The organism is Caulobacter sp. GW821-FHT10F06 (genome assembly GCF_058809215.1).
In genome coordinates, this window is the sequence record NZ_JBXASK010000011.1 from 16,820 (window position 1) to 39,580 (window position 22,761).

General features: G+C 69.4%; 26 protein-coding genes. 21 read left to right on the top strand and 5 right to left on the bottom strand.

From position 1 onward, the window contains the following. Positions 1-9: 9 nt before the first annotated feature. The gene (locus AC1RUS_RS21035) at positions 10-939 is read right to left on the bottom strand and encodes an intradiol ring-cleavage dioxygenase (RefSeq protein WP_492918580.1); all 930 of its coding nucleotides are present in this window, start codon (positions 937-939) and stop codon (positions 10-12) included. Between the two features lie 71 nt (positions 940-1,010). On the opposite strand from AC1RUS_RS21035, the gene AC1RUS_RS21040 reads away from it, so the two are divergent. From AC1RUS_RS21040 to AC1RUS_RS21085, 10 genes are all read left to right on the top strand, one after another. After that, the gene (locus tag AC1RUS_RS21040) at positions 1,011-1,148 is read left to right on the top strand and encodes a hypothetical protein (protein WP_492918581.1); all 138 of its coding nucleotides are present in this window, start codon (positions 1,011-1,013) and stop codon (positions 1,146-1,148) included. A gap of 18 nt (positions 1,149-1,166) precedes the next feature. After that, positions 1,167-1,778 (top strand): lytic transglycosylase domain-containing protein, encoded by a 612-nt coding sequence (locus AC1RUS_RS21045; RefSeq protein ID WP_492918582.1) that lies wholly within the window; start codon positions 1,167-1,169, stop codon positions 1,776-1,778. Next, positions 1,775-2,074 carry a TrbC/VirB2 family protein gene (locus AC1RUS_RS21050; RefSeq protein WP_492918583.1) on the top strand — a complete coding sequence of 100 codons (300 nt, stop codon included), beginning with the start codon at positions 1,775-1,777 and terminating at the stop codon, positions 2,072-2,074. Before AC1RUS_RS21045 ends, AC1RUS_RS21050 begins: the two co-directional genes overlap by 4 nt. A gap of 9 nt (positions 2,075-2,083) precedes the next feature. Then, a complete protein-coding gene (locus AC1RUS_RS21055) occupies positions 2,084-2,368 on the top strand; it encodes a VirB3 family type IV secretion system protein (protein ID WP_492918584.1) in 285 nt (94 codons plus the stop codon). A gap of 7 nt (positions 2,369-2,375) precedes the next feature. Then, positions 2,376-4,805 (top strand): VirB4 family type IV secretion/conjugal transfer ATPase, encoded by a 2,430-nt coding sequence (locus tag AC1RUS_RS21060; protein WP_492918585.1) that lies wholly within the window; start codon positions 2,376-2,378, stop codon positions 4,803-4,805. Continuing rightward, positions 4,802-5,956: a TrbL/VirB6 family protein gene (locus AC1RUS_RS21065; protein WP_492918586.1), complete on the top strand. Its 1,155-nt coding sequence runs from the start codon at positions 4,802-4,804 to the stop codon at positions 5,954-5,956. The genes AC1RUS_RS21060 and AC1RUS_RS21065 overlap by 4 nt, the downstream gene beginning before the upstream one ends. Continuing rightward, complete coding sequence (locus AC1RUS_RS21070; protein WP_492918587.1) at positions 5,953-6,780, top strand: TrbG/VirB9 family P-type conjugative transfer protein; 828 nt, start codon at positions 5,953-5,955, stop codon at positions 6,778-6,780. The genes AC1RUS_RS21065 and AC1RUS_RS21070 overlap by 4 nt, the downstream gene beginning before the upstream one ends. Beyond that, positions 6,770-7,849 (top strand): TrbI/VirB10 family protein, encoded by a 1,080-nt coding sequence (locus AC1RUS_RS21075; RefSeq protein WP_492918588.1) that lies wholly within the window; start codon positions 6,770-6,772, stop codon positions 7,847-7,849. The genes AC1RUS_RS21070 and AC1RUS_RS21075 overlap by 11 nt, the downstream gene beginning before the upstream one ends. Positions 7,850-7,851: 2 nt before the next feature. Continuing rightward, positions 7,852-8,838, top strand: coding sequence for a P-type DNA transfer ATPase VirB11 (gene virB11 / locus AC1RUS_RS21080; RefSeq protein WP_492918589.1), 987 nt, complete (start codon positions 7,852-7,854; stop codon positions 8,836-8,838). Positions 8,839-8,930: 92 nt separating this feature from the next. Beyond that, a complete protein-coding gene (locus AC1RUS_RS21085; RefSeq protein WP_492918590.1) occupies positions 8,931-9,761 on the top strand; it encodes an outer membrane protein in 831 nt (276 codons plus the stop codon). Positions 9,762-9,902: 141 nt separating this feature from the next. Here the strand turns inward: AC1RUS_RS21085 and AC1RUS_RS21090 are convergent, their stop codons facing one another. After that, complete coding sequence (locus tag AC1RUS_RS21090; RefSeq protein ID WP_492918591.1) at positions 9,903-11,108, bottom strand: winged helix-turn-helix domain-containing protein; 1,206 nt, start codon at positions 11,106-11,108, stop codon at positions 9,903-9,905. A gap of 105 nt (positions 11,109-11,213) precedes the next feature. Here AC1RUS_RS21090 and AC1RUS_RS21095 point away from each other — a divergent pair, with 105 nt between their 5' ends. Further along, complete coding sequence (locus AC1RUS_RS21095) at positions 11,214-12,062, top strand: aldose 1-epimerase (protein ID WP_492918592.1); 849 nt, start codon at positions 11,214-11,216, stop codon at positions 12,060-12,062. A gap of 137 nt (positions 12,063-12,199) precedes the next feature. Here the strand turns inward: AC1RUS_RS21095 and AC1RUS_RS21100 are convergent, their stop codons facing one another. Continuing rightward, positions 12,200-13,492, bottom strand: coding sequence for a lytic murein transglycosylase (locus tag AC1RUS_RS21100; protein WP_492918593.1), 1,293 nt, complete (start codon positions 13,490-13,492; stop codon positions 12,200-12,202). Positions 13,493-13,684: 192 nt separating this feature from the next. Between AC1RUS_RS21100 and ykgO the strand changes: the two genes are divergently transcribed. The 6 genes from ykgO (at position 13,685) to AC1RUS_RS21130 (ending at position 16,476) form a co-directional block, all read left to right on the top strand. Continuing rightward, complete coding sequence (gene ykgO / locus AC1RUS_RS21105; protein ID WP_018061125.1) at positions 13,685-13,810, top strand: type B 50S ribosomal protein L36; 126 nt, start codon at positions 13,685-13,687, stop codon at positions 13,808-13,810. After that, on the top strand, positions 13,810-14,427 hold the full coding sequence (locus AC1RUS_RS21110; RefSeq protein ID WP_492918594.1) for an HAD-IA family hydrolase: 618 nt from the start codon (positions 13,810-13,812) through the stop codon (positions 14,425-14,427). The genes ykgO and AC1RUS_RS21110 overlap by 1 nt, the downstream gene beginning before the upstream one ends. 63 nt (positions 14,428-14,490) lie before the next feature. Next, the gene (gapR, locus tag AC1RUS_RS21115; RefSeq protein ID WP_492918595.1) at positions 14,491-14,760 is read left to right on the top strand and encodes a nucleoid-associated protein GapR; all 270 of its coding nucleotides are present in this window, start codon (positions 14,491-14,493) and stop codon (positions 14,758-14,760) included. A gap of 55 nt (positions 14,761-14,815) precedes the next feature. Further along, the gene (locus AC1RUS_RS21120) at positions 14,816-15,154 is read left to right on the top strand and encodes a hypothetical protein (protein WP_492918596.1); all 339 of its coding nucleotides are present in this window, start codon (positions 14,816-14,818) and stop codon (positions 15,152-15,154) included. 64 nt (positions 15,155-15,218) lie between these two features. Next, on the top strand, positions 15,219-15,707 hold the full coding sequence (locus AC1RUS_RS21125) for a hypothetical protein (RefSeq protein WP_492918597.1): 489 nt from the start codon (positions 15,219-15,221) through the stop codon (positions 15,705-15,707). Positions 15,708-16,041: 334 nt separating this feature from the next. Continuing rightward, positions 16,042-16,476 (top strand): hypothetical protein, encoded by a 435-nt coding sequence (locus AC1RUS_RS21130; protein WP_492918598.1) that lies wholly within the window; start codon positions 16,042-16,044, stop codon positions 16,474-16,476. An 8-nt stretch (positions 16,477-16,484) separates the two neighbouring features. On the opposite strand, the gene AC1RUS_RS21135 is transcribed toward AC1RUS_RS21130, so the two are convergent. Then, complete coding sequence (locus tag AC1RUS_RS21135) at positions 16,485-16,580, bottom strand: hypothetical protein (protein ID WP_492918599.1); 96 nt, start codon at positions 16,578-16,580, stop codon at positions 16,485-16,487. Then, positions 16,580-18,055 (bottom strand): sigma-54-dependent transcriptional regulator, encoded by a 1,476-nt coding sequence (locus AC1RUS_RS21140; RefSeq protein ID WP_492918600.1) that lies wholly within the window; start codon positions 18,053-18,055, stop codon positions 16,580-16,582. Before AC1RUS_RS21140 ends, AC1RUS_RS21135 begins: the two co-directional genes overlap by 1 nt. A gap of 157 nt (positions 18,056-18,212) precedes the next feature. On the opposite strand from AC1RUS_RS21140, the gene AC1RUS_RS21145 reads away from it, so the two are divergent. The 4 genes from AC1RUS_RS21145 (at position 18,213) to AC1RUS_RS21160 (ending at position 22,728) form a co-directional block, all read left to right on the top strand. Next, a complete protein-coding gene (locus AC1RUS_RS21145; RefSeq protein ID WP_492918601.1) occupies positions 18,213-18,581 on the top strand; it encodes an MmcQ/YjbR family DNA-binding protein in 369 nt (122 codons plus the stop codon). A 93-nt stretch (positions 18,582-18,674) separates the two neighbouring features. Further along, on the top strand, positions 18,675-19,169 hold the full coding sequence (locus tag AC1RUS_RS21150; RefSeq protein ID WP_492918602.1) for a hypothetical protein: 495 nt from the start codon (positions 18,675-18,677) through the stop codon (positions 19,167-19,169). Between the two features lie 269 nt (positions 19,170-19,438). Next, the gene (locus tag AC1RUS_RS21155) at positions 19,439-21,229 is read left to right on the top strand and encodes a M3 family oligoendopeptidase (RefSeq protein WP_492918603.1); all 1,791 of its coding nucleotides are present in this window, start codon (positions 19,439-19,441) and stop codon (positions 21,227-21,229) included. A 134-nt stretch (positions 21,230-21,363) separates the two neighbouring features. Continuing rightward, positions 21,364-22,728 (top strand): ABC1 kinase family protein, encoded by a 1,365-nt coding sequence (locus tag AC1RUS_RS21160; RefSeq protein WP_492918604.1) that lies wholly within the window; start codon positions 21,364-21,366, stop codon positions 22,726-22,728. The last annotated feature ends 33 nt before the right edge of the window (positions 22,729-22,761 follow it).

Sequence of the window (22,761 nt, forward strand, 5' to 3'; positions counted from 1 at the left end):
GAGCGCGTCCTAGCGGGCGACACCGACCACGACCGTGCCGGTATAGCCGGCCGAGACGCTGCCGGTGATGGTGGGCGTCATGGCGGCGATCTGGGCGCTGGTGTTGTCGCCGAACACATTGTCGCTGGCGAGGCTGATCGCCGCCTTGTTGGCGATGCTGGCGCTGTAGCCGGTGGCCCCGGCATAGACCGTGTCGCTGACGGCGCTGGGCATGGCGAACTGCGAGACCAGGGCGCGGTTGGCGTAGCCGGTGGCGGTGGCCAGGCTGGGATAGACCTCGAAGTGGATGTGCGGCCAGCGGCCCGAATAGGTGCCCGGATAGATGGTGGTGAAGGTCACCTGGCCGTTGGCGTCGGTCACCTGGACGCCGCGCAGATAGTTCTCGCCGGTGATGCCGCTGGAATAGAGCGAGTAGTTACCGTCGCGCGTGCAGTGCCAGATGTAGATCGCATAGCCCGACAGGGCCGGGCAGCCGGCGTTGGTGTTGACCAGGGTGATGGTCAGGGTCAGCGGCACGCCGGGCGCGGTGTTGGTCGAGGTCCCGAAGCTGGAGCGGATGTCGCTGCGCACCACGCCGCTGGAGGTCAGCACGTTGGAGATCACGCCGTTGACGCTGTTGGAGCCGTCGCTGGGATAGGGGCCGTTGGTCTCGGTCGGGTCGGCGATGCAGCTGCCGACCGAAGTCGCGCTGGACGAGCTGCTGCTGGAGCTCGACGAACTGGAGCTGCTGCTGGACGAGGAGCTGGAGCTGGAGGAGCTGGTCGAGCTCGTGGAGCTGGACGAACCGCCGCCGCCGCCGCAGGCCGCCACCAGGGCCGCCGTGGCGCCCGAACCCAGCCAGCCCAGCATCCGGCGACGTTCCACCAAGCGGGCCGAGATGACCTGCAGGTCGTGCTGCAAGCCCAGGTCATGATCGTCGATATGATCGCCGTCCCGCATGTTCGCGATTCCCTTTTCGCGCCCGTCGTCGCGGGCTTGCCGATCCGCGCGGTCATCCGGCGGAGACCCGGATGCGCGAGGCCTTCCGGGACCCGGGTGTTGAAACAATTCATTTCGCTGAAATTACGCCGCGCCTGTATGAGCGGCGTATCGGCGCGGCGTTTCGCGATACATTTCAAATACAAACCGTCAAATTGGCGACGAGTTGATCCAACAATACTGCATGCATGGGTCAGCTCCGGCAAAGAACAGGCAATCTCCAGCAGCATTCCCGGGTGCTGGCGGCGACCTGTGTTTGCGTTCTCGGCGCCCAGGGTGTCGCCCGGGCCCAGGTGCTGGAGATCGGCGACGACGGAACCGCCCGCCAGATCGGCCAGGGCTGGACCGCGCCGGTCGCGGCGCCAACCAAGTCTAAGGCAGGCCCGCCGCCCGCCTTCCGCGCCGCCATCGCCGCCGCCGCCGCGCGCTATGAGCTGAGCCCCGACTTCCTGGACGCCGTGGCGCGGTCGGAGTCCGGCTATGACCCCGACATCGTCTCGCCCGCCGGGGCCATCGGCGTCATGCAGTTGATGCCGGCCACCGCCCGCCAGCTGGGCGTCGATCCGCGCGACCCGGCCCAGAACATCATGGGCGGCGCGGCCTATCTGCGCACCCAGCTCGACCGGTTCGACGGCGCCGTTGACCTGGCCCTGGCCGCCTACAACGCCGGAAGCGGCCGCGTCGTCCGGTACGGCGGCGTGCCGCCCTTCCGCGAAACCCGCGCCTATGTCGCCGCCAATCTCGACCGGCTGGCCAGCGCTTCCGCCTCCCAATCCCTGACCTCCGGAGACCTCCCATGATCCCCGCCCGCGTCCGCTATCCCCTGGCCTCGCTGCTGATGGCCATGGCCGCCACCGCGCCGGCCAGCGCCGAGCCGCAGGGCTCCCAGCCGATCGCCAACGCCGTCGGCTGGATCCAGGACACCCTGCTGGGCAATGTCGCCACCGCCGTCGCGGTGATCGCCGTGGCCATGGTCGGCTTCATGATGCTGAACGGCCGGATCAACTGGCGGATGGGCGCCACCGTCGTCCTGGGCTGCTTCATCCTGTTCGGCGCCGCCACCATCGTCGGCGGCATCCGCGCGGCGGCGGGCTGAGCCGCGAGCATGGCCGAGCTCGCCTCGACCCCGATCTTCCGGGCCCTGACCCAGCCGCAGATGTTCGCAGGCGTGACCTACAGCTTCTTCGTCATCAATGGCGTGGTCACCACCGAGGCCTTCCTGGTCACCCGCTCGTTCTGGGCCCTGGGCCTGGCGATGGCCGTCCACGGGATCGGCTATGTCGCCTGCCTGCGCGAGCCACGCATCTTCGACCTCTGGCTGACACGGGTCAGCCGCTGCCCCCGCGTGCGCAACTGGCGTCGGTGGCGGTGCAACAGCTATGCGCCGTGAGCCCCTCATGACCAACTGGACCGGTTTCGCCGCCTGGACCAAGGGCGAGCAGCGCGCGGGCGACCGCCTGCCTTACGAGCGGATGCTGGACGAGCGCACCGTACAGTTGCGCGACGGCTCGCTGATGCAGGTGCTGCACCTGGCCGGCTTTTCGTTCGAGACCGCCGACACGCAAGACCTCAACCATCGCCAGGCCATGCGCGACGCCGCCCTGCGGGCGGTGGCCAACTCACGCTACGTCGTTCACCACCACATCCTGCGGCGGCGGGTGTCGGCCGGGCTGAAGAGCGCCTTCGCCGACCCGGTCTGCGCCGCCATCGACGAACGCTGGCAGGCCCGGATGTCCAGCCGACGGCTGTTCGTCAACGACCTGTTCCTGACCATCCTGCGCCGTCCGGCCAAGGGCAAGGTGGGGCTGGTCGACCGCGCGACGCGCTTCCTCACCAACGTCGGCGACGAGGCCAAGGCCGCCGCCCTGGCCCGCGAGGCCCGCGAACTGGACGGCGCGCGAGAGGCCTTGGTCGCCGCCCTGCAGGACTATGCGCCGCGCGTGCTGGCCGGCTATGAGACTCCGGCCGGTCGATGCTCCGAGCCGCTCGAATTCCTGTCGGCGGTGTTCAACGGCGAGCTGCGGCCGATGCTGTGGTCGGCCGGCGACCTGGGCCATCACCTGCCGTATCGCCGGATCAGTTTCGGCCTCGACGCCCTGGAGCGTAGCGGCGCGGGCGACAAGGACTACGCCGCCGTGCTGTCGCTGAAGGACTATCCGCCCTCGGCCACGCCGGGGATGCTGGACGCCCTGTTGCGCCTGCCGTTCGAGATGACCCTGGCCGAGAGCTTCGGCTTCGTCGACCGCCAGATCGGCCAGGAGCGCATCGACACCGCCCTGCGCCGCTTCCGCGCCGCCGACGATGACGCCGCCACCCTGCGGCGCGGCCTGGTCGAGGCCAAGGACGATCTGTCCTCCGGCCGTTCGGCCCTGGGCGAGCACCAGCTGAGCCTGGTAGTCCGGGCTCCCAGCCTGGCGGCCCTGGACAGCGCGGCGGCCGCCTGCCTGTCGACCCTCGCCGATCTCGGCGCGGTGGCGGTGCGCGAGGACATCGGCCTGGAGCCGGCCTTCTGGGCGCAGTTCCCGGGCAATGAGAGCTACGCCGCCCGCAAGGCGCTGATCTCGACCGGGGCCTTCGCCAGCCTGGCCTCCCTGCACGGCTTCCCGACGGGCCGGGCCAGCGGCAACCATTGGGGTCCGGCGATCAGCGTACTGGAGACCACCTCGGCCACGCCGTACTTCTTCAACTTCCACAACGGCGATCTGGGCAATTTCACCGTCATCGGCCCGTCGGGCTCGGGCAAGACGGTGGTGCTGAACTTCCTGGCCGCCCAGGCCCAGAAGAACGGTCCGCGCACCATCTTCTTCGACAAGGATCGCGGGGCCGAGATCTTCCTGCGCGCCATCGGCGGCCACTATGCGGTGATCCGTCCGGGCGAGCCGACCGGCTTCAACCCGCTGCAACTGCCCGACAGTCCGGGCAATCGCGCCTTCCTGCGCCAGTGGGTGGCGCGGCTGGCCGGCGAGGACCTGTCGGCCGAGGACGAGGCGACCATCGCCGCCGCCGTCGACGCCAATTTCGACCAGGATCCGGCCTTCCGCCGCCTGCGCTATTTCCGCGAACTGCTGGGCGGACGTCGTCGTCCGCAGCCCGGCGACCTGGCCGCGCGCCTGGCGCCCTGGTGCGGCGAGGGCGACCGGGCCTGGCTGTTCGACAACGATGCGGACCGCCTGGATCTGGATCGCCGCGTTCTGGGCTTCGACATGACCCAGGTGCTGGACGAGCCCACCTTGCGCACCCCGGCCATGATGTACCTGTTTCACCGCGTCGAGGAGCGGCTGGACGGCGAGCCGACCCTGATCCTGATCGACGAGGGCTGGAAGGCGCTGGACGACGCGGTGTTCGCCGCCCGCATCCGCGACTGGATGAAGACGCTGCGCAAGCGCAACGCCATCCTGGGTTTCGGCACCCAGAGCGCCCGCGACGCCCTGGACAGCCAGGTCTCGACCGCGATCATCGAGCAGTCGGCGACCCAGATCTTCATGCCCAATCCTCGCGCCCGGGCCGAGGACTACAGCGAAGGGTTCGGCCTGACCGAACACGAGCTGGGCCTGATCCAGGCCCTGCCGGCCCATGCCCACTGCTTCCTGGTCAAGCACGGCAACCACAGCGTCGTGGCGCGGCTGGACCTGTCGGACATGCCCGACCTGTTGACCGTGCTGTCGGGCCGCGAGACCAGCGTCCGGCGCCTGGACGACCTGCGCCGCCGCAAGGGCGACCACCCGGTCTATTGGTGGCAGGACCTGACGGGCACGCCCTATCCCGGTCCTACGCCGGTCATTCCGCCGGTCGCGGGCAAGCCCGTCCTGCGGAGCGTGGCGCTTTGAACGCCTGTCCCGCCATCCTGTCGGGCGACGCGGGCCTGGCGGCCGGCATGGGCGCGCTGGACTGCCAGATCAACGCGGCGGTGACGCTCGGCTATGGCCGGCTGTTCGCGCCAGGCGGCGTCTTTGGCGTCACGCTCACCAGCCTGCTGACGCTCTATATGGCCTTCATCGCCTTCGGACTGATCACCGGCCGCACGCGCCTGACCCTGCCGTCGATGACGCCCAAGGTCCTGACCCTGGGTCTGATCCTGACCTTCGCCACCGCCTGGCCGGCCTATCAGGCAGTGGTCTATGGCCTGCTGACCAAGGGTCCCGACCAGATCGCCTCGGCCTTCCTGGGCGGACAAGGCGGCGCGGCGAGAGCCTTCGCCGACCGGCTGGACGGGCTGTTCGGCCAGATGACCGACGTCGCCGAGGCGGTCTCCTCGCAAGGCCAGGCCAACGACCCCAAGATCCAGACCGCCATCAAGCTGACCTGGGCCAGCGCGCTGACCCTGCTGATCAGTACAGCGGGCCTGTTGATCGTCAGCCGCATCGTGCTGGCCGTGTTGCTGGCCCTGGGACCGGTGTTCATCGTGCTGGCCCTGTTCCAGCGCACCCGAGGCCTGTTCGAAGGCTGGCTGAAGACCGCCACGGCCCTGGCCTTCACGCCGATGCTGCTGGTCCTGGGCGGCTCGGGCGTGCTGGCGGCGCTGTCGCCGATCATCGCCAGCATCGCCGACGACCCCGCCGCCGCCGTGCAGGAAATGCAGCCGATCCTGACCCTTTTCCTGGGCGCGGTGATCTACGCGATGTTGCTGGTGGCCCTGGTCTGGACCGCCGTCAGCCTGACGCGGGGCTGGAGCCTGAAGCTGGGCGAGCGGTCCGAGCCGGAAGCCTCGCACACCGTCCTGGCGCCCGAGTCCGCGTCGAGCATCCAGCATGTCCTGACCTCGGCCTCGACCGACAGCCGGATCTCCAGCGTCACCGCCTCGGTGCTGCGCGAGGCCAGCGCCGGCGCGGATCGCCGCATCGAGGTCGTCAGTCCCCGGAGCGAACCCGCCGCCGCGACCGCGTCCGCCGCCGCGTCCCGTCCCCGGGGCGAAGGCCTGGGCCAGACCTTCCGCGCGCCCCGCGACACCCGCGCCCTGACCGGGACCCTTGGATCATGAAGACCGCCCTCATCCCCGTGCTCGCGGTCCTGGCCGCACCAAACCTCGCCGCCGCCGACGGCCGCATCCGCCTGATCGACTACAGCGACACCACGGTGGTGCGCCTGGACGGCTGCTTCGGCTTCCAGACCATGATCGAGTTCGACCCGTCCGAGCGCATCGAGAACGTCGGCCTGGGCGACGCCGCCCAATGGCTGGTCAGCCCCAACAAGCGGGCCAACATGCTGTTCGTCAAACCAGCCTATCGCACCAGCCACAGCAACATGACGGTCTCCACCGACCGCCGCCGCTACAGCTTCGAGCTCAGCGCCAGGCCGACCGCCGCCTGCGCCAGGGGCGACGTCGTCTACGACCTGCGCTTCCGCTACCAGGACGCCCCCCTAGAGGTCGCGGCCCTGGCCGGCGCGCCGGCCGCCCCCACCGAGCCGATAATCCCGGCGCCGGAGCAGCGAAACCTCGCCTACACCTTCACCGGCGCGCGCGACAACGTGCCGATGCGGGTGTTCGACAACGGCCGGGCGACCTATTTCCGCTGGGCCGAGGGCATTTCCGCGCCCGCCGTCTACGCCGTCGCCGCCGACAAGTCCGAGACCCTGGTCAGCTTCACCAGCCAGGGCGACTGGCTGGTCGCCGACCAGATCGCACCGACGTTCGTCTTGCGCCGCGGCGCCGCCGTGGCGGTGCTGCACAACGACGCCTATCAGACCCCGACGCTGGACGCCGCCTCGCCCCAGCCGCGCGCCGAGCCGCCGAAAAAGCCGCCTGGGAAGCCAATGGGCCTGGCCTGGTTCTCCTCGTCCCGGAGCAAGACCGATGTACGCTGAAGCCGACCTGTCGGGCCGCGACCCGCGTCTTTCGATGTCCGACGCCGACCTGCGGGCGGCCTCGCTGACCGCCGCGCCCGACGTCGCCCGTCCGGCCCGCGCGGGCGACGGCCTGGGCATGGCGGTGGGCGTGCTCGGAGCCCTGGGCCTGGGAGCGGTGACGATGATCAGCCTGTCCAACGGACGGACCCACAAGGCCGCCCCGCCGCCCGTCGCGGTCGCGGCGCCGCACGCGCAGGTCGACCCGCCGCTGCCGTTCGTCGCCCCGCTGGCGCCGCCGCTCCAGACCGCGCCGCCGCCGGTGACCGCCGCCCCGCAGCCGCCGTCGCCGAATGCGGTCGACCCCAACCAGTCGCGGGCCGGGCCGATGGTGATCGACAACACTAATGTCGAGACCGCGCCCAGGTCCTCGCCGGGGCCCGCCGGCGCCGCCAAGGCCGAGGGCGGCCCGCTGAGCCAGGACGAGCAGTTCGCCGTCCGGGCCGGAAGCGACGCCCCGCCGATCGCCCGCGCCTCCAGCCTGGCCGATCCCCGGACCATGGTGGTGCAGGGCACGATCATCCCGGCGGTGCTGGAGACAGCGCTGAACTCGGACCTGCCCGGCTACGCCCGCGCCATCGTCAGCCGCGACGTACGGGGCTTCGACGGCTCCGAGGTGGTGATCCCGCGCGGCAGCCGACTGATCGGCCAGTACAAGAGCGGCGTCGCCACCGGCCAGAGCCGGGCCTTCATCGTCTGGAGCCGACTGATCCGGCCTGACGGCGTCTCGGTGCAGCTGGCCTCGCCGGTCGCCGACGCCAGCGGACAGAGCGGCCTGTCGGGCAAGGTCGACCGCCACTTCGTCCAGCGCTTCGGCTCGGCGATCCTGCTGTCGGTGGTGTCGGGTCTGGCCAGTTCGATCGGCGACGGCTCTTCGAGCACGGTCGTCATCGGCGGGTCGGCCGACGCCCAGAGCGCGGCGGGCCAGGCCCTGGCGTCCGACAGCAAGATCTCGCCGACCATCCGCGTCCCGCAGGGCACGCCGATCCAGGTGTTCACCGCCCGCGACCTCGATTTCTCCGGGTACTGATGATGTCCGAGCCGATCCTGCTCGACGGCGTCTATCTGCGCACCTACCTGCGGCCGTTCGCGCCGTGGCTGGAGCGGGGCGACGTCAACGAGATCCTGGTCAATCGCCCTGGCGAAGTGTGGATCGAGGCGGCGGGTCAGCCCGGCATGCAAAGGATCGAGGTTCCCGAAGTCGACGACCTCTTGCTGGAGCGCCTGGCCGCCCAGGTGGCCCGCTGGGCGCACCAGGCGGTCAACCGCCAGAGTCCCCTGCTGTCAGCCACCCTGCCGGGCGGCGAGCGGGTGCAGATGGTCGGGCCGCCCGCCACGCGGCGTCACTGGGCGATGGCCATCCGCCGGCATCTGGTCGCGGACCTGGACCTCGACGCCTACGACAAGGGCCCGCTGGCCCCGCCGCAGGCCGAGCGGCTGCTGGCCGATGACACGGCCGATGCGCGGCGGGACCCCATCGCCTTCCTCAAGCGGGCCGTCGCTCAGCGGCGGACGATCCTGATCGCCGGCGGCACCTCGTCGGGCAAGACCACCTTCCTCAACAGCCTGCTGAAGCTGATGCCCGACGGCGACCGCGTGCTGCTGGTCGAGGACGCGCCGGAAGTGCTGGTCCGCCAGCCCAACGCCCTGGGCCTCGTGGCCGTGAAGGGCGACCAGGGCGAGGCGCGGGTCGATGTCGACGACCTCTTGCAGGCCGCGCTGCGCCTGCGTCCCGACCGCATCATCCTGGGCGAGCTGCGGGGACGCGAGGCGGCGACGTTCCTGCGGGCGGTCAACACCGGTCACCCTGGATCGTTGACGACGGTGCATGCGAGTTCGCCCGAGGGCGCGCTGGACCAGATCGCGCTGATGGTGATGCAGGCCGGCATGACCCTCTCGCGGCGGGAGACGGTCGACTATGTGAGCTCGCTGGTCGACGTGGTGGTGCAGCTGGGCCGCGCCGGCGGCGAGCGGCGGATCACCGACATCCTGGTGCTGCGGCCGTTGGCCCTAAACTGACGTCGCCTGCGTCCTTTTGTCTCAACCTCTCGTAGCTCTCGTCGGCGCGGTGACGGACCGCGCCCTCGGGACCTTCGACGACGGTGACTTCCATGAAGCGGATGATGTTCGCGGCCACGGCCGCCGCCCTGCTGGCCAGCGGCTCGGCCCATGCCCAGATGGCGGCTCAGGACTGGAGCGGCCCCTATGTCGGCGCGGTGTTCGGCTACGCCAAGACCGACAAGACCAAGGGCGAGACCGTGGTCTTCGACAAGAACCTGGACGGTCAGTTCAACGACACCGTCACCACGGCGGCCGGCGCCAACGCCTTCTCGCCCGGCTTCTGCGATGGCTTCGCCAAGGGCCCGACGGCCGCCGGCGGCTGCGACGGCGATGATGACGACAACTGGGAGCTGGGCCTGCGCGGCGGCTATGATTTCCAGTTCGGATCGTTCGTGGTCGGCGGCGTCGCCGAGATCGAGCGCCTGCACCTGCAGGACCAGGCGACCGCGTTCTCGACCACCCCGGCCTTCTACACCTTCGACCGCGAACTGCGCTCGCTGGCGGCCTTGCGACTGCGTGGCGGCTACGCAGCCGGGCCCTATCTGGCCTACGCCACGGGCGGCGTTGCGCGCGGCCGGATCAAGCACGACTTACGCACCAGCAACACGGCCAACACCTTCACCCGCACGGGCGGCGACGACGACGCCGACGGCTACCAATGGGGCCTGGGCCTGGAGCGCCAGATCGACGGCAAGGTGCGAGTGGGCCTGGAATATCTCTACACCAACCTGGAAGATGACGATTTCACGGTTCGCGCCCAGGGACCGGCGCCGGCCACCAATCCTTTCATCCTGACCAACGCGTCGGGCACGGACATGCGTCGCACCGAGAACGACATGAAGATCCACAGCGTCCGCCTGACCGCGAGCTACCGCTTCTAGTAACGCCACCTATCCTGTCATCCCGGAAGCCTCGCGGAGGCTGTCCGGGACCCAGGGGCAAATGCAGTGCGGTGACTCCTGGGTCCCGGCTCTCCCCCCGGCTTTCGCCGGGGTCCGGCCGGGATGACAAGCTTTGTTGCTTTAGCTCCCGAGCGCTTCGCCTAGCCGCCCCGCCAGATCCCCGCTCGGCTTGACCTCGACATCCCCCAGCCCCAGCCAGCCGGCCATCAGCCGCAGCTCCGCCGCCAGTTCCGCCGGCGTTTCGGCATTGGCGGCGGGCTCGGCGTGCGCCGCCTGGACCAGCAACCGTCCCGCCTTGCGGTCGGCCTTCAGGTCGACGCGAGCGGTGATCGTCTCGCCCTGCAGGAACGGCAGCACATAGTAGCCGTGGGTGCGCAAGGGAGCGGGGGTGTAGATCTCCAGCCGGATGCGGGCGTCGAAGATCCGCTCGGTGCGCTCGCGAAACCAGATCAGGTTGTCGAAGGGCGAGAGCAGGGCGCGGGCGGCGATCTTGCGCGGACGGGCCGCGCCGTCAGCGACATAGGCCGTCTGCCCCCAGCCCTCGACCTTGGCCGGGGTCAGCACGCCTTCTTCGACCAGTTCGGCGATGCGGGCGCGGCTCTCGGCCGGGCCCATGCGAAAATAGTCGCGCAGGTCGCGCTCGGTGGCCACGCCCATCGCACGGGCGGCGCGGGCGAGCAGGGCGCGGTGGACGTCCTCGCGGCTCGGCGTGGGCGTGTTCAGGATCGCGGCCGGCAGCACCTGCTCGGGCGTGCCATAGACCCGCTCGAAACCGCCGCGCCGCGTGGCGGTGGTCAGCTCGCCGGCCCAGAACAGGCACTCGACGGCGCGCTTGGACTCGCTCCAGCCCCACCAGCCGCCCGCGCCCTTCTTGGCCCCGATCTCCAGCTCGCCGGCCGACAGCGGGCCGCGTCGGCGGATCTCGTCCAGGGCCTTGGCGATCAGGTCGGGATGGGTGTCCAGGAACTTGGCCACGCCCTTCCAGACGCCGACCCCGGTGCGGGCGTCCTCCATCCGCCAGCGGAACAGCGGGTGCAGTTCACGGGGCATCAGCGAGGCTTCGTGGCCCCAGTATTCCGCCAGGGCTGGCGTCTTGCCCCAGGCGACGTCCTCCAGCAGGGCGCGCGGATAGTCGCCCAGGCGCGAGAACAGCGGCAGGTAGTGCGAGCGCGACACCACATTGACCGAGTCGATCTGCAGCAAGCCCAAGGTCTGGATGGTCGACAGCACGTGACGGCGGCCCGGCGCGGCGGGGCGCGGCTTGCCGAATCCCTGCGCGGCCAGCGCCATGCGTCGCGCCGCCCGGGCGGAGATCGTCTCGGTCATGGCCAGGATTGAGCATCGGCCGGCCCCGTCGCGCAAGGGTGGCGGATGGGAGCGTTACCAGGCGGGACTTGCCTCGGTTCGGGAAATGACCATACCGATGCGACCATGATCGTCCTGGAAAACGGCGCGGCGCGCCTCGAAGTTTCACCCGAGGTCGGCGGCGCCGTCTCGCGGTTCACGGTCGGCGGGCGGGACGTCATGCGACCCATGCCGGCGGGCGCGACCGACGCGCTGGACACCGCCAACTTCCCGCTGGTCCCGTTCTGCAACCGCATTCCGAACGGCAGGTTCGCGTTCGGCGGCCGGGAGGTGGTTCTGCCGCCGAATCTGGGCGACCACCCCCACGCGCTGCATGGCCAGGGCTGGCGCGCGGCCTGGAGCGTCGACAAGGCCGAGCGCGGCGAGGCAGTGCTGTCCTACGATCACGCGCCGTCGGCCTGGCCGTGGGCCTATCGCGCCGAGCAGCGCTTCGTGCTGGGCGAGGCCAGCCTGGGCGTGACCCTGTCGGTGACCAATACGGGCGATGCGCCGATGCCGGCCGGCCTGGGCTTCCACCCCTATTTCCCCCGCCGCCCGGGTGAGAGGCTGAAGGCGGCCGTCGACGGCGTCTGGATGATCGACGACCAGGTGCTGCCGACGGTCCATCACGCGGGCGTCTGGGGGCCGGACTGGGCGTCCGGCGCGGCGGTCGACGGCCGCGAGACCCTGATCGACCATTGCTACACCGGCTGGAACCAGCGCGCCTACCTGACCGCGCCGGACCAGCCGACCACCATCGTCACGGCCTCGCCGACCTGCCGCTGGCTGCACGTCTATGTCCCGCCAGGCGAGGACTTCTATTGCGTGGAGCCGTGCGCCAGCCGGCCCAACCCGTTCGGCGAGGGCGAGACGGGGATCGTGGTGCTGGCGCCGGGGCAGACACACAAGGTGTGGATGGAGATCGCGACGGGGTAGGGCGGGCTTCAAAGATCCTCCCCCTTTGGGGGAGGTGGCCCAGAGGGCCGGAGGGGGTCCTCTCCGGTCTATGCCGTTGATGACCCCCTCAGTCGCTCCGCGACAGCTCCCCCAAAGGGGGAGCATCTGGTTCTTAACTAGCTCAGCCCCGCCTGGGCCTTTAGCCGCTGCACGATGTCGCTCGACAGGTACCCATCCGCCGGCAGGCCGCGGTTCTGCTGCCAGGCGCGGAGGGCTTTGCGGGTGCCCGCGCCGATCACGCCATCGGGGGCGCCGGGGTCGAAGCCCAGGCGCGAGAGGGCGATCTGGGCGGCCATGCGGTCCGACAGCGACAGCGGCGTCTCGACCGGCCAGGCCGTGACCAGAGGACCGCCGCCGCCGAAGCGGTCGGCCAGCAGGCCGATGCCCAGGGCGTAGGAGGTCGAGTTGTTGTACTTGCGGATCGCGAAGTGGTTGGGCAGCGCGAGGAACGCCGGGCCCGCATAGCCGGCCGGCAGGATCAGGCCGGCGGGCGAGGCGGCGTCGGCGGCGGTCCAGGGCAGGCCGTCGGCGCGCTTGACGCCCTTGGCTTCCCACCACGATGGAACCTCACGCGGACCTTCGGCCAGGCCATAGTCGAAATTGGCCGGGAGGATGACCTCCTTGGCCCAGCCCACGCCGTGCTGCCAGCCGCCCTTGGCCAGCAGGTTGGCGGCCGAGGCCAGGCTGTCGGCGTCAGAGCCCCAGATGTCGCGGCGGCCGTCGCCGTCGGCGTCGACGGCGGTGGTGCGGTAGTTGCTGGGCAGGAACTGGGTCTGGCCCATGGCCCCGGCCCACGAGCCCTTGAGCTGGGCGCGGGTGACCTCACCCGAATCGATGATCTTCAGGGCGGCGATCAGCTCGCCCTCGGCCCAGCCGCGTCGGCGGCCGTCGGCGGCCAGGCTGACCATCGAGCGGACGACGTCGAAATTGCCCTGCAGCTGGCCGAAGGCCGACTCCATGGCCCAGACGGCCAGCAGGATGTCGCGCGGCACGCCGTACCGGCTCTCGATGCCAGGCAGGAAGGCCAGCTGTTCGCGCTTGGCGCGGCCCACGGCCACGCGGTCGTCGCTGATCACGCCCTTGATATAGTCGCCGACCGGCTTGGAGAATTCCGGCTGGCGGCCGTCCAGGCTGATGACCTTGGGATCGGGCGTCACGCCGCCCAGCTCGCGCTCGAGAAGCTGTCGCGTCAGGCCCTGTTGCTGGGCGCGGACCATGAAGTCGGCCAGCCAGGTGTCGAAGGCCAGCTCGCCCGTCGGCACCGGCGTCGCGGGCGAGGGCGGCGGGGCGCTGGGCTGGCCCTTCGGCGGTCCGGCGGGGGCGGCCGGAGCCAGCGGCGTCAGCGGTCCCTGCGGCGAGGTGTCGGCGCAGCCGGCGAGCAGAAGCAGAAGAAAAAGGCGACGATCCATGGGGTCAGGCTAGCGGCATCCGGGTAAACTCTTCAATCACAAGCCCGACAGAGCGGTGAAGTTCCGGTTCTGGCCGTCCGGGCGTTGACTCAACCGCTCGCCTTGCCTATACGCACGCCCTCCGAAACATCCCGGATGTTCCTTTCGCCACCATGGCGGCCGCGAACCTCTCCGCTGAGTACAGAGACGGTCATGAAGGTTCGTAGCTCGCTGAAGTCGCTGAAGTCGCGTCACCGCGACTGCAAGATGGTCCGCCGCAAGGGCGTCATCTACATCATCAACAAGACCGACCCGCGCTTCAAGGCCAAGCAGGGCTGATGACGGCTGCTCGTCATCCCAGGGCGCTGCTCTGGGACGTCGGCAATGTCATCGTGCGCTGGAACCCGCGCACGCTCTTCGCGAAGATCTTCAAGGAACCGGCCGAACTCGACCGGTTCCTTTCGCATGTCTGCACCATGGATTGGCACGGCGAGACCGACCGGGGCCTGACCTTCGAAGACAACATCGCGCGGCTGACGCCGGCGCATCCCCACTATGCCGAGCAGATCGCCGCCTGGTGGGGCCGCTGGCCGGAAATGTTCTCGGGCGCGATCCCCGAGACCGAAGGCGTGATGAACGAGCTGGCCGCCAGGGGCGTCCCGCAGTTCGGCCTCACCAACATGTCCAGCCAGACCTGGCCCGACGTGCAGGCCATGAGCCCGGTGTTCGGCCACTTCCAAGACGTGATCGTCTCGGCCGAGGAAAAGGTCATCAAGCCCGAGCGGCGGATCTACGAGATCGTGCTGGAGCGGACCGGCCTGGCCGCCGAGGACCTGCTGTTCGTCGACGACAACGCCGCCAATATCGCGGCCGCCGACGCGATGGGATTCCATACACATCTGTTCACAGATCCGGCGGCCCTGCGGCCCGTGATTCAGGCTCACGGCCTGTTGTGAGGGGAGGGCGTCGCGACTATGGTCCGCGACCCGATTTCCACTCCGACTGAGAGCTTTTCCGTCATGGCCGACGACGCCGCCCCCCACGCCGACGTTCTGAACTCCACCGCCCAAGGCCAACTGAAGAGCATCGTTGATCGCGTCGAGCGTCTCGAGGTCGAAAAGACCGAGATCATGGAGCAGATCAAGGAAGTCTATAACGAGGCCAAGGGTAACGGCTTCGACGTCAAGGTGCTCAAGAAGGTGGTCCGCCTGCGCAAGCAGGACCGCGCCAAGCGCCAGGAAGAGGACGCGATCCTCGACCTCTACCTGTCCGCCATCGGCGAGATCTGAAGCCTTTATTTTTGCGGGATGCGTCTTGGCGCGCGTTCGGGGATAATCCCTGTCGATGCGCGCCAAGCCCCCTGACCCCAGAGCTCAAGCCAAGAAGGCGGCGCTGAACGCGCTGAAGCGGGCGCAGCGCATGGCCGACAAGGCCGGCGTCGAGCTTTCCGACTGGGAGGGCGAGTTCCTGACCTCCGTCGCCCAGCGCGTCGAGACCTATGGCCGGGCCTTCGGCGATCCCGAAAAGGGCGGTCGCGACCAGGCCCTGTCGGGCAACCAGACGATCAAGCTCAAGGAAATCGTCGCCAAGGCCAAGGGCGAGAAGAAGCCCATGAAGCGCGGTCGCGGCTTCGGCCGCCGCGCGCCGCCGCCCCCGCCCGCCGAGGTCGAGACAGACGACTAGGACGCGATTGGCGGAACGGCGTTCCGCGAGCTAGGCTCTCCTAAGATCTCAAGGGGGAGACGCCATGACCGACACCGCTACGCCACCAAACCGGGACCTGCAGGCCATCCTGGTCGGCGGGCTGATCGCGGCCACCTTCGACATCGTCCAGGTCACCATCTTCTACGCGGTCAAGGGCGTGGGCTGGATGCGCATTCCTCAGTCGGTGGCGTCGGGCCTGCTGGGCAAGGCCTCGTTCAGCGGCGGGATCGGCACGGCGATGCTGGGCTACGGCCTGCACTACGCCATGTCCCTGGTGATGGCCGCCGTCTACGTGCTGTCGGCGCGGCGCCTGCCCGTCCTGATCAAGCGGCCCTGGCTGATGGGCGCGCTCTACGGCCTGGGGCTTTACGTCGTGATGACCTATGTCGTCGTGCCGCTGTCGATGGCCAAGAGCGGACATTTCAACTGGCCGTCCTTCATCGACGGCATACTGGCCCACACGCTGGCGGTGGGGATTCCGATCGCCCTGGCGGCTCGCTGGTCGCGCCGAGGTAGTCCACCCGCCAACTAAGTGGCTCAATCAAGGCGTTCGGACAACGTCAGGCTGAGTTTTTTCGGGCTTTAAGTATCTAAATCTTACTAAAAAACAACGTTCAACGAACTCCGTTAAGCTCTTGGTAACCGCCCGGGAGGACATTGGCGGGGTCAGTTGTTGCCGGTCTGAAACAGATCATTGCAGCACTGAAACATTAGAACGCCTCGTCCGGTGGGGGCGACGTTCCCCTCCAGCGCGCGCGGACTCCGAGTCTGCATCGGCGCAGGAACAACGCTGACAGACACGGACGAGCGCCATGGCGACGACATACGAGTATCTATTGCGAAGAAAGGCGGACCTAGAGGTCCGCATGGTTGAGGCCCAGAGACGCGCCGCAGCGCCTTTCGAGGGCGAGCTGAAAGCGATCAACCTGGCCCTCAGCGCGATCGAGCGCGCCGGTCTCGGCGAAGGTCCGATGGTGGGGGAGCCGGCCTCGTTCGCCGGCGTCGCCGCCACGGCCGCCGCCGCGCCTGGCCGTCGCGGTCGCCGCAGCCGCACCACCGGCGACATGATCCTGATGGCGCTGGAGCGCGGCGGTTCGGGCATGGCCCCGGCCGACATCGCCCAGCAGCTGGAACGGCGCTGGAACCGGTCGGTGCCGGTCTCGGTGGTCACGCTGGAGCTGCAGAACCTCGAGGCCGAGGGGCAGGCTGTCCGGGGACCGGCGGGCTGGATCCGCAGCGCGTCGGCCGCCGACGTCGGTCAGGCGACGGCGGACGACGGCGACATCGCCCACGTCGCCTAGGCTTGAGATCAGGTCTTTGAAGGCGCCGGACGCGGCGCCTTCGAGGGCCGGATCAGGGTCTTGAGGCGCTGTTCGCGCGAGGTCGGTCGCAGAACCAGGGTCATCAGCCAGCCTCCTTCATGTCGACGTCGATGCCCTGTTCGCGCACCTTGCGATAGAGGGTCGAGCGGCCGATTCCGAGGCGGCGGGCCACTTCGCTCATATGGCCGGCATAGACGTCGATGGCGTGCTGAATAAGGTCGCGCTCGATCTCTTCCAGCGTCCGCAGGTGGCCGCGGTCGTCGAGGATGCGCACCGGCGCGTCGCCCGGCGCGCTGGCCATCACCGCGTGGGTGGCCTGCAGCACCGACGGCAGGTCGGGCTGGGGCAGGCCGGCCAGGGCGGGCAGGGCCTCGATCGGAGCCTGCAGGCCCGAGATCGCCGGGAAGTCATAGGGTTGCAGGTACGGCGCGTCGGCCAGGATGATGGCGCGATAGACCGTGTTTTCCAGCTGGCGCACATTGCCCGGCCAGTCGAAGGCGGTCAGCAGGGCCAGGGTCTCGGGCGAGGCGCCGATGACGCGCTTGCCTTCCTCGACATTGAACCGGCGGATGAAGGCCTCGACCAGGGCCGGCACGTCGTCGCGACGTTCGCGCAGGGACGGGGCCTCGATCGGGAAGACGTTCAGGCGATAATAGAGGTCCTCGCGGAACCGGCCCTGGGCCACGGCCTGGGCGACGTCGCGATTGGTCGCCGAGACGATGCGCACATCAACCTTCTGCGAGCGCTTGGAGCCGATCGGATCGATCTCGCCTTCCTGCAACGCGCGCAGCAGCTTGACCTGCATGTCCAGCGGCAGTTCGCCGACTTCGTCGAGGAACAGGGTGCCGCCGTCGGCTTCCTTGAACTTGCCCAGGTGCTTGTCGGTGGCGCCGGTGAAGGATCCCTTCTCATGGCCGAACAGGATCGACTCGACGAGGTTCTCGGGGATCGCGCCGCAGTTGACGGCCACGAAGGGCTTGCCGCCGCGGTCGGACGAGCCGTGGACGGCGCGGGCGATCAGCTCCTTGCCGACGCCGCTTTCGCCGGTGATCAGGATCGGGATGGCGCTCTTGGCGGCGCGCTCGCCCATCCGCTTGACCAGGGTCATGGCGGGCGAGGTTCCGATCAGGTCGGCAAAGGTGGTCTTGCCGCCGGCGCGCTTGGTCAGGCGCTCGACCTCGCCCTTCAGGTCGCCCATCGACAGGGCGTTGCGGATCGACACGGTGATCCGCTCAGGCGAAGCCGGCTTGATGAAGAAGTCGGTGGCGCCGGCCTGCATGGCCTTGACCACGGTGTCGACGCCGCCGCTGGCGGTCAGCACGATCACGGGCTGAACGAAGCCGCGGGCGCGCATTTCCTTCAGGGTGTCCTGGCCGTTCAGGCCGGGCATCACCAGGTCCAGCAGGACCACGTCGACGGGCGCGCCGGAGGCCAGATGGGCCATGGCCGCGTCGCCGCTTTCGGCGTGCGAGACCGCGAACCCGTCGCGTTCCAGCACGGCTTGAATCAGGCGGCGTTGAGTCGGATCGTCATCGACGACGAGAACCGTCTTGGACATGGTCAGGCACCCACATGAACCGGCCGCGTCCAACGTGGGACAGGGCTCTTGTTGGTTCAGAGTGATACAGCAGCCGGGTAAACACCGGCTTTCGGAGAGGTGTCGCGAACCTTAAGCTTCAGGCTTAACAAGGCCTTGCCAGGAAGGAGTTTGGACCATGGTCGACGACGCCGAACTGCGCGTCCTGGCGCTGTCCCTGCCTGAGGCCGAGACTGGGCCTGACCATGGCCAGGCGGCCTTCTCGGTCGGCGGCAAGGGCTTCGCCTGGGGCTACATGGCCAGGCCCGCGCCCAAGGCCAAGCGCGTGCTTGTGCCGGGCGTGATCGCGATCCGCTGCCGGATGGAGACCAAGGAGCTGCTGATCGAGGCCGCCCCGGAACGCTTCTTCGACGACGACCACTATCGCGGCTACCCGGCGGTGCTAGCGCGGCTGGCCGAGATCGAGGCGGATGAGCTGATGGGGCTGCTGCGCGAGGCGTGGAAGATCGTGGCGCCGAAGGCGGTGGCGCGGAAATACGCGCTCTGAGGGGGAGCATCCGGCGTCCGTCCAGAACCGATTGCACACCCCCGCCACCGCCGCGCTAATCGCAGCCCCGTAACAACCTTGGGGGTATGGGCATTGCGTAAGGCTTGGCTTGTGGGGCTGGCGCTTCTGGTGGCGGGCGCCGCGCCCGCCGCCGCGGCGCCAGCGACGGACAGCGTCCTGGGACGCTTCGTCGGCGAATGGACGATCGGCGGAACGACGCGCGGCAAGCCGGCGGCGACCGGCGCTGAGGTGCAATCGCAATTTGGCGGCAAGTTCGTCGAGCTTCACATCAAGGACCCGGCCGGCAAGTCGCCCTACGAGGCGCGGGTCTTCTTCGGCCAGGCCGACGACGGCGCTGTGGTGGTCCACTGGCTGGACGCCACGGGCGGCGAAACCTCGCGAACCCTGGGTTCGGGGCGCCTGTCGGGCGACACGCTGGATGCGACCTTCGCCTATCCCGCCGGCGAGATGCGCAACCACCTCGAATATGACCGCGCCCGCGACCGGTGGCGGATGCTGATCGAGATGGGCCCCAAGGACCAGCCGCGCGTGTTCTCGGACTGGTATTTCGACCGGCGGGTTCCTTAAGGCGCAGAGGCCTTCGGCTCCGTACGGCAAGCTTGTGCGAGCCTACCTCCGTCCGTCATCCCCCGCTTCATGCGGGGGACCCAAGCCGAGCTCGCCGCTGCAGTCGCTGACCCTTGGCCGACGTCCGCCTCGGCTTGGGTCGCTCGGACAAGCCGGGTGATGACGGACTTTTTTGAGTCTCGAGGGCGGGGTGAGGGACACGGCCAGGCGACGTCACGCGGTCCGAGCCCCATTGCGCGTCACCCCGCCGGGGCCATATCGGTAGGACCATGAACGCCCCCTTCAAGACCGACGCCCTTCCCGAATGGAACCTCGCCGACCTCTATGCCGGCCGCGAGGACCCGCGCATCGAGACTGACCTGGCCGCCGCCAAGACGGCCAATGACGAGCTGGCCTCGCTGGAGGGCCTCTTCCTCCAGGCTCGCGCCGAGCCCGAGCGTCTGGGCCTGCTGATCGATCGCGGGATCAAGTTGTACGAGCAGGCCACCAATGGCCTTTGGGGCGTGGGCGCCTACGCCGCCCTGGCCGCCTCGACGGCGCGCGACGATCCGGCCTGGGCCAAGTTCGAGGGCGACCTGCGGGCTCGCTCGTCGCAGATCGCCGCCGAGAGCCTGTTCTTCACCCTCGAACTCAACAAGCTGGAGGACGGCGAGCTGGACGCGGCGCTGAAGGCCCGTCCCGCCGCCGAGCGCTGGCGGCCCTGGCTGCGCCGGGTGCGTCTGTCGCGTCCGCACGAGCTGTCGCCGGACCTGGAGCGCTTCATCGTCGACAAGAGCCCGGCCGTCGCCAACTGGGTGCGCCTCTATGACGAGACCCTGGCCAAGCTGCAGGCCAAGGTCGGCGACGAGACCTTGACCTTGCCCGAGGCCCTGAACCGCCTGTCGGATTCCTCGGCCGAGCGCCGCAAGGCCGCCGCCGATGGCTTGGCCGCCGCCCTGGCCGAGCGGGTCTCGACCCAGGCCCTGGCGCTCAACACCCTGGCCTTCGAAAAGCAGGTCGAGGACCGCTGGCGGCGCTATGCCGAGCCGGCCCAGTCGCGCCACCTGGCCAACGAGGTCGACGCCGACGCGGTCAACGCCCTGGAAGCGGCCGTGGTCGAGGCCTATCCGCGCCTGTCGCATCGCTACTACGCCCTGAAGGCCAAGGTCATGGGGCTGGACGCCCTGGACTACTGGGACCGCAACGCGCCGCTGACAGCCGCCGCGCCGCGCACCTATGGCTGGGAGGAAGCCCAGGGCGTGGTGCTGGACAGCTTCACGGCCCTGGCCCCGAAGTTCGCCGACGCCGCCAAGACCTTCTTCGTACAGCCCTGGATCGACGCGCGGCCCCGGGCCGGCAAGCAGTCGGGCGCCTATTCGCATCCGGTGACGGCCGAGCGGCACCCCTATGTCTTCATGAACTACATGGGCGAGCGGCGCGACGTGCTGACCCTGGCCCATGAGCTGGGCCACGCGGTGCACCAGACCCTGTGCGCGCCGCTGGGCACCCTGCTGGCCGACACGCCCCTGACCCTGGCCGAGACCGCCTCGATCTTCGGCGAGGGCCTAGTGTTCGACCGCCTGCTGGCCGAGGCGACGCCGCAGGATCGCAAGGGCCTGCTGGCCGGCAAGATCGAGGACGGCCTCAACACCGTGGTCCGCCAGATCGCCTTCCACCGCTTCGAGCGCCGCTTCCACGAGGCCCGCCAGGAGGGCGAGCTGTCGCCCGAGCAGATCGGCGGCCTGTGGCTGGAGGTGATGGGCGAGAGCCTGGGCCCGGCCGTACGGCTGAACGCCGGCTACGAGCACTATTGGGCCTATGTCAGCCACTTCTGCCACGCGCCGTTCTACGTCTACGCCTATGCGTTCGGCGACCTCCTGGTGCGCGGCCTGATGGAAAAGCGCCGCGAGGATCCCGAGACCTTCGCCCCGCTCTACGAGGAGCTGCTCGCCGCCGGCGGCACCAAGACCTATGTCGAAGCGCTCAAGCCGTTCGGGTTGAACCCGCGCGAGAAGGCGTTCTGGGCGGCGGGCTGCGCGCAGCTGGAGCGGCTTGTGGATGAGTTCGAGGCGTTGGTGTGACCTTGAAAACTGTCATCCCGGCCAAGGGCGAAGCCCGCCGAGCCGGGACCGCCGGAAGCGCTGGCGTATGCCGTGGTCCCGGGTCTTCGCTGCGCTACGCCCGGGATGACAGGTTTTGTAGGAAGGGGATCTAGATGGCTGACGACATCAGAGACCCCGAACGCGACCGCCTCTCCGGCCGCCTGAGCCGCTTCGCCAAGGTCGGCGCGGGCCTCTCCGGCGCGGCCGTATCCTACGGCGCCAACAGCCTGTTTGGCGGCGACAGCGCCGACGCCCGCAACGCCAAGGCCCTGCGCGCGGCGCTTGGCGGCCTGAAGGGGCCGCTGATGAAGGCGGCGCAGATGTTCGCCACCGTGCCGGACCTGCTGCCGCCCGAATTCGCCGCCGAGCTGTCCGAACTCCAGACCAACGCCCCGGCCATGGGCTGGCCGTTCGTCCGTCGACGGATGGCCGCCGAGCTGGGCCCCGACTGGCAGTCCAGGTTCCAGAGCTTCGAGCATGAGGCCGCCCACGCCGCCTCGCTGGGCCAGGTTCACCGCGCCGTGGCCCCCGACGGCCGCCCCATCGCCGTGAAGCTGCAGTACCCGGACATGCAGAGCGCGGTCGAAAGCGACCTGGGCCAGCTGAAGACCCTGTTCGCCCTGTTCAAGAAGATGGACGGCTCGATCGACCCCACCCAGATGATCGTCGAGATCGGCGATCGCCTGCGCGAGGAGCTGGACTACGGCCGCGAGGCCAAGCTGATGGCGCTCTACGGCGGCTTCTTCGGCGGCCGCGACGACATCCGCGTGCCTGAACCCGTGCCTTCGCTGTCGACCGGCCGGCTGCTCAGCATGACCTGGATGGACGGCCAGGGCCTGCTGGCCTTCAAGGACGCATCCCAGGAGACCCGCGACCGCGTCGCCGCGCTGCTGTTCGAGGCCTGGTGGAGCCCGATGACCAAGCTGGGCATCATCCACGGCGATCCGCACCTGGGGAACTACACCTTCGGCGGGGGCGGCGACGGCGCGGCGCACCTGAACCTGCTGGACTTCGGCTGCATCCGCATCTTCCCGCCGCGCTTCGTGGCCGGGGTGGTGCGGCTCTATCGCGCCCTGTCCAACGACGACCGCGCCGAACAGTACGAGGCCTATCGCAGCTGGGGCTTCGCCGGCCTGAACGACGAGCTGGTCGACGTGCTCAACGTCTGGGCCCGCTTCATCTATGGTCCGCTGCTGGACGACCGGGTGCGCACCGTCGCCGACGACGTGCCGCCCGGCGAGTACGGTCGGCGCGAGGCCTTCCGCGTGCGCCAGGCGCTGAAGTCGAAGGGGCCGATCACCATCCCCCGCGAGTTCGTGTTCATGGACCGCGCCGCCATCGGCCTGGGCGCGGCCTTCCTGCACCTGGGCGCGCGTCACAACTGGAAGGCCCTGTTCGAGGCCTCGCTGGAAGGCTTCTCCGAAGAGGGCCTTGCCGCGAAACAGGCGGCGGTCCTGGCGGCGGCGGGGGTGGCCTAGCGGCCGGTTTCGGTGTGAACTCGGGCCAAACCC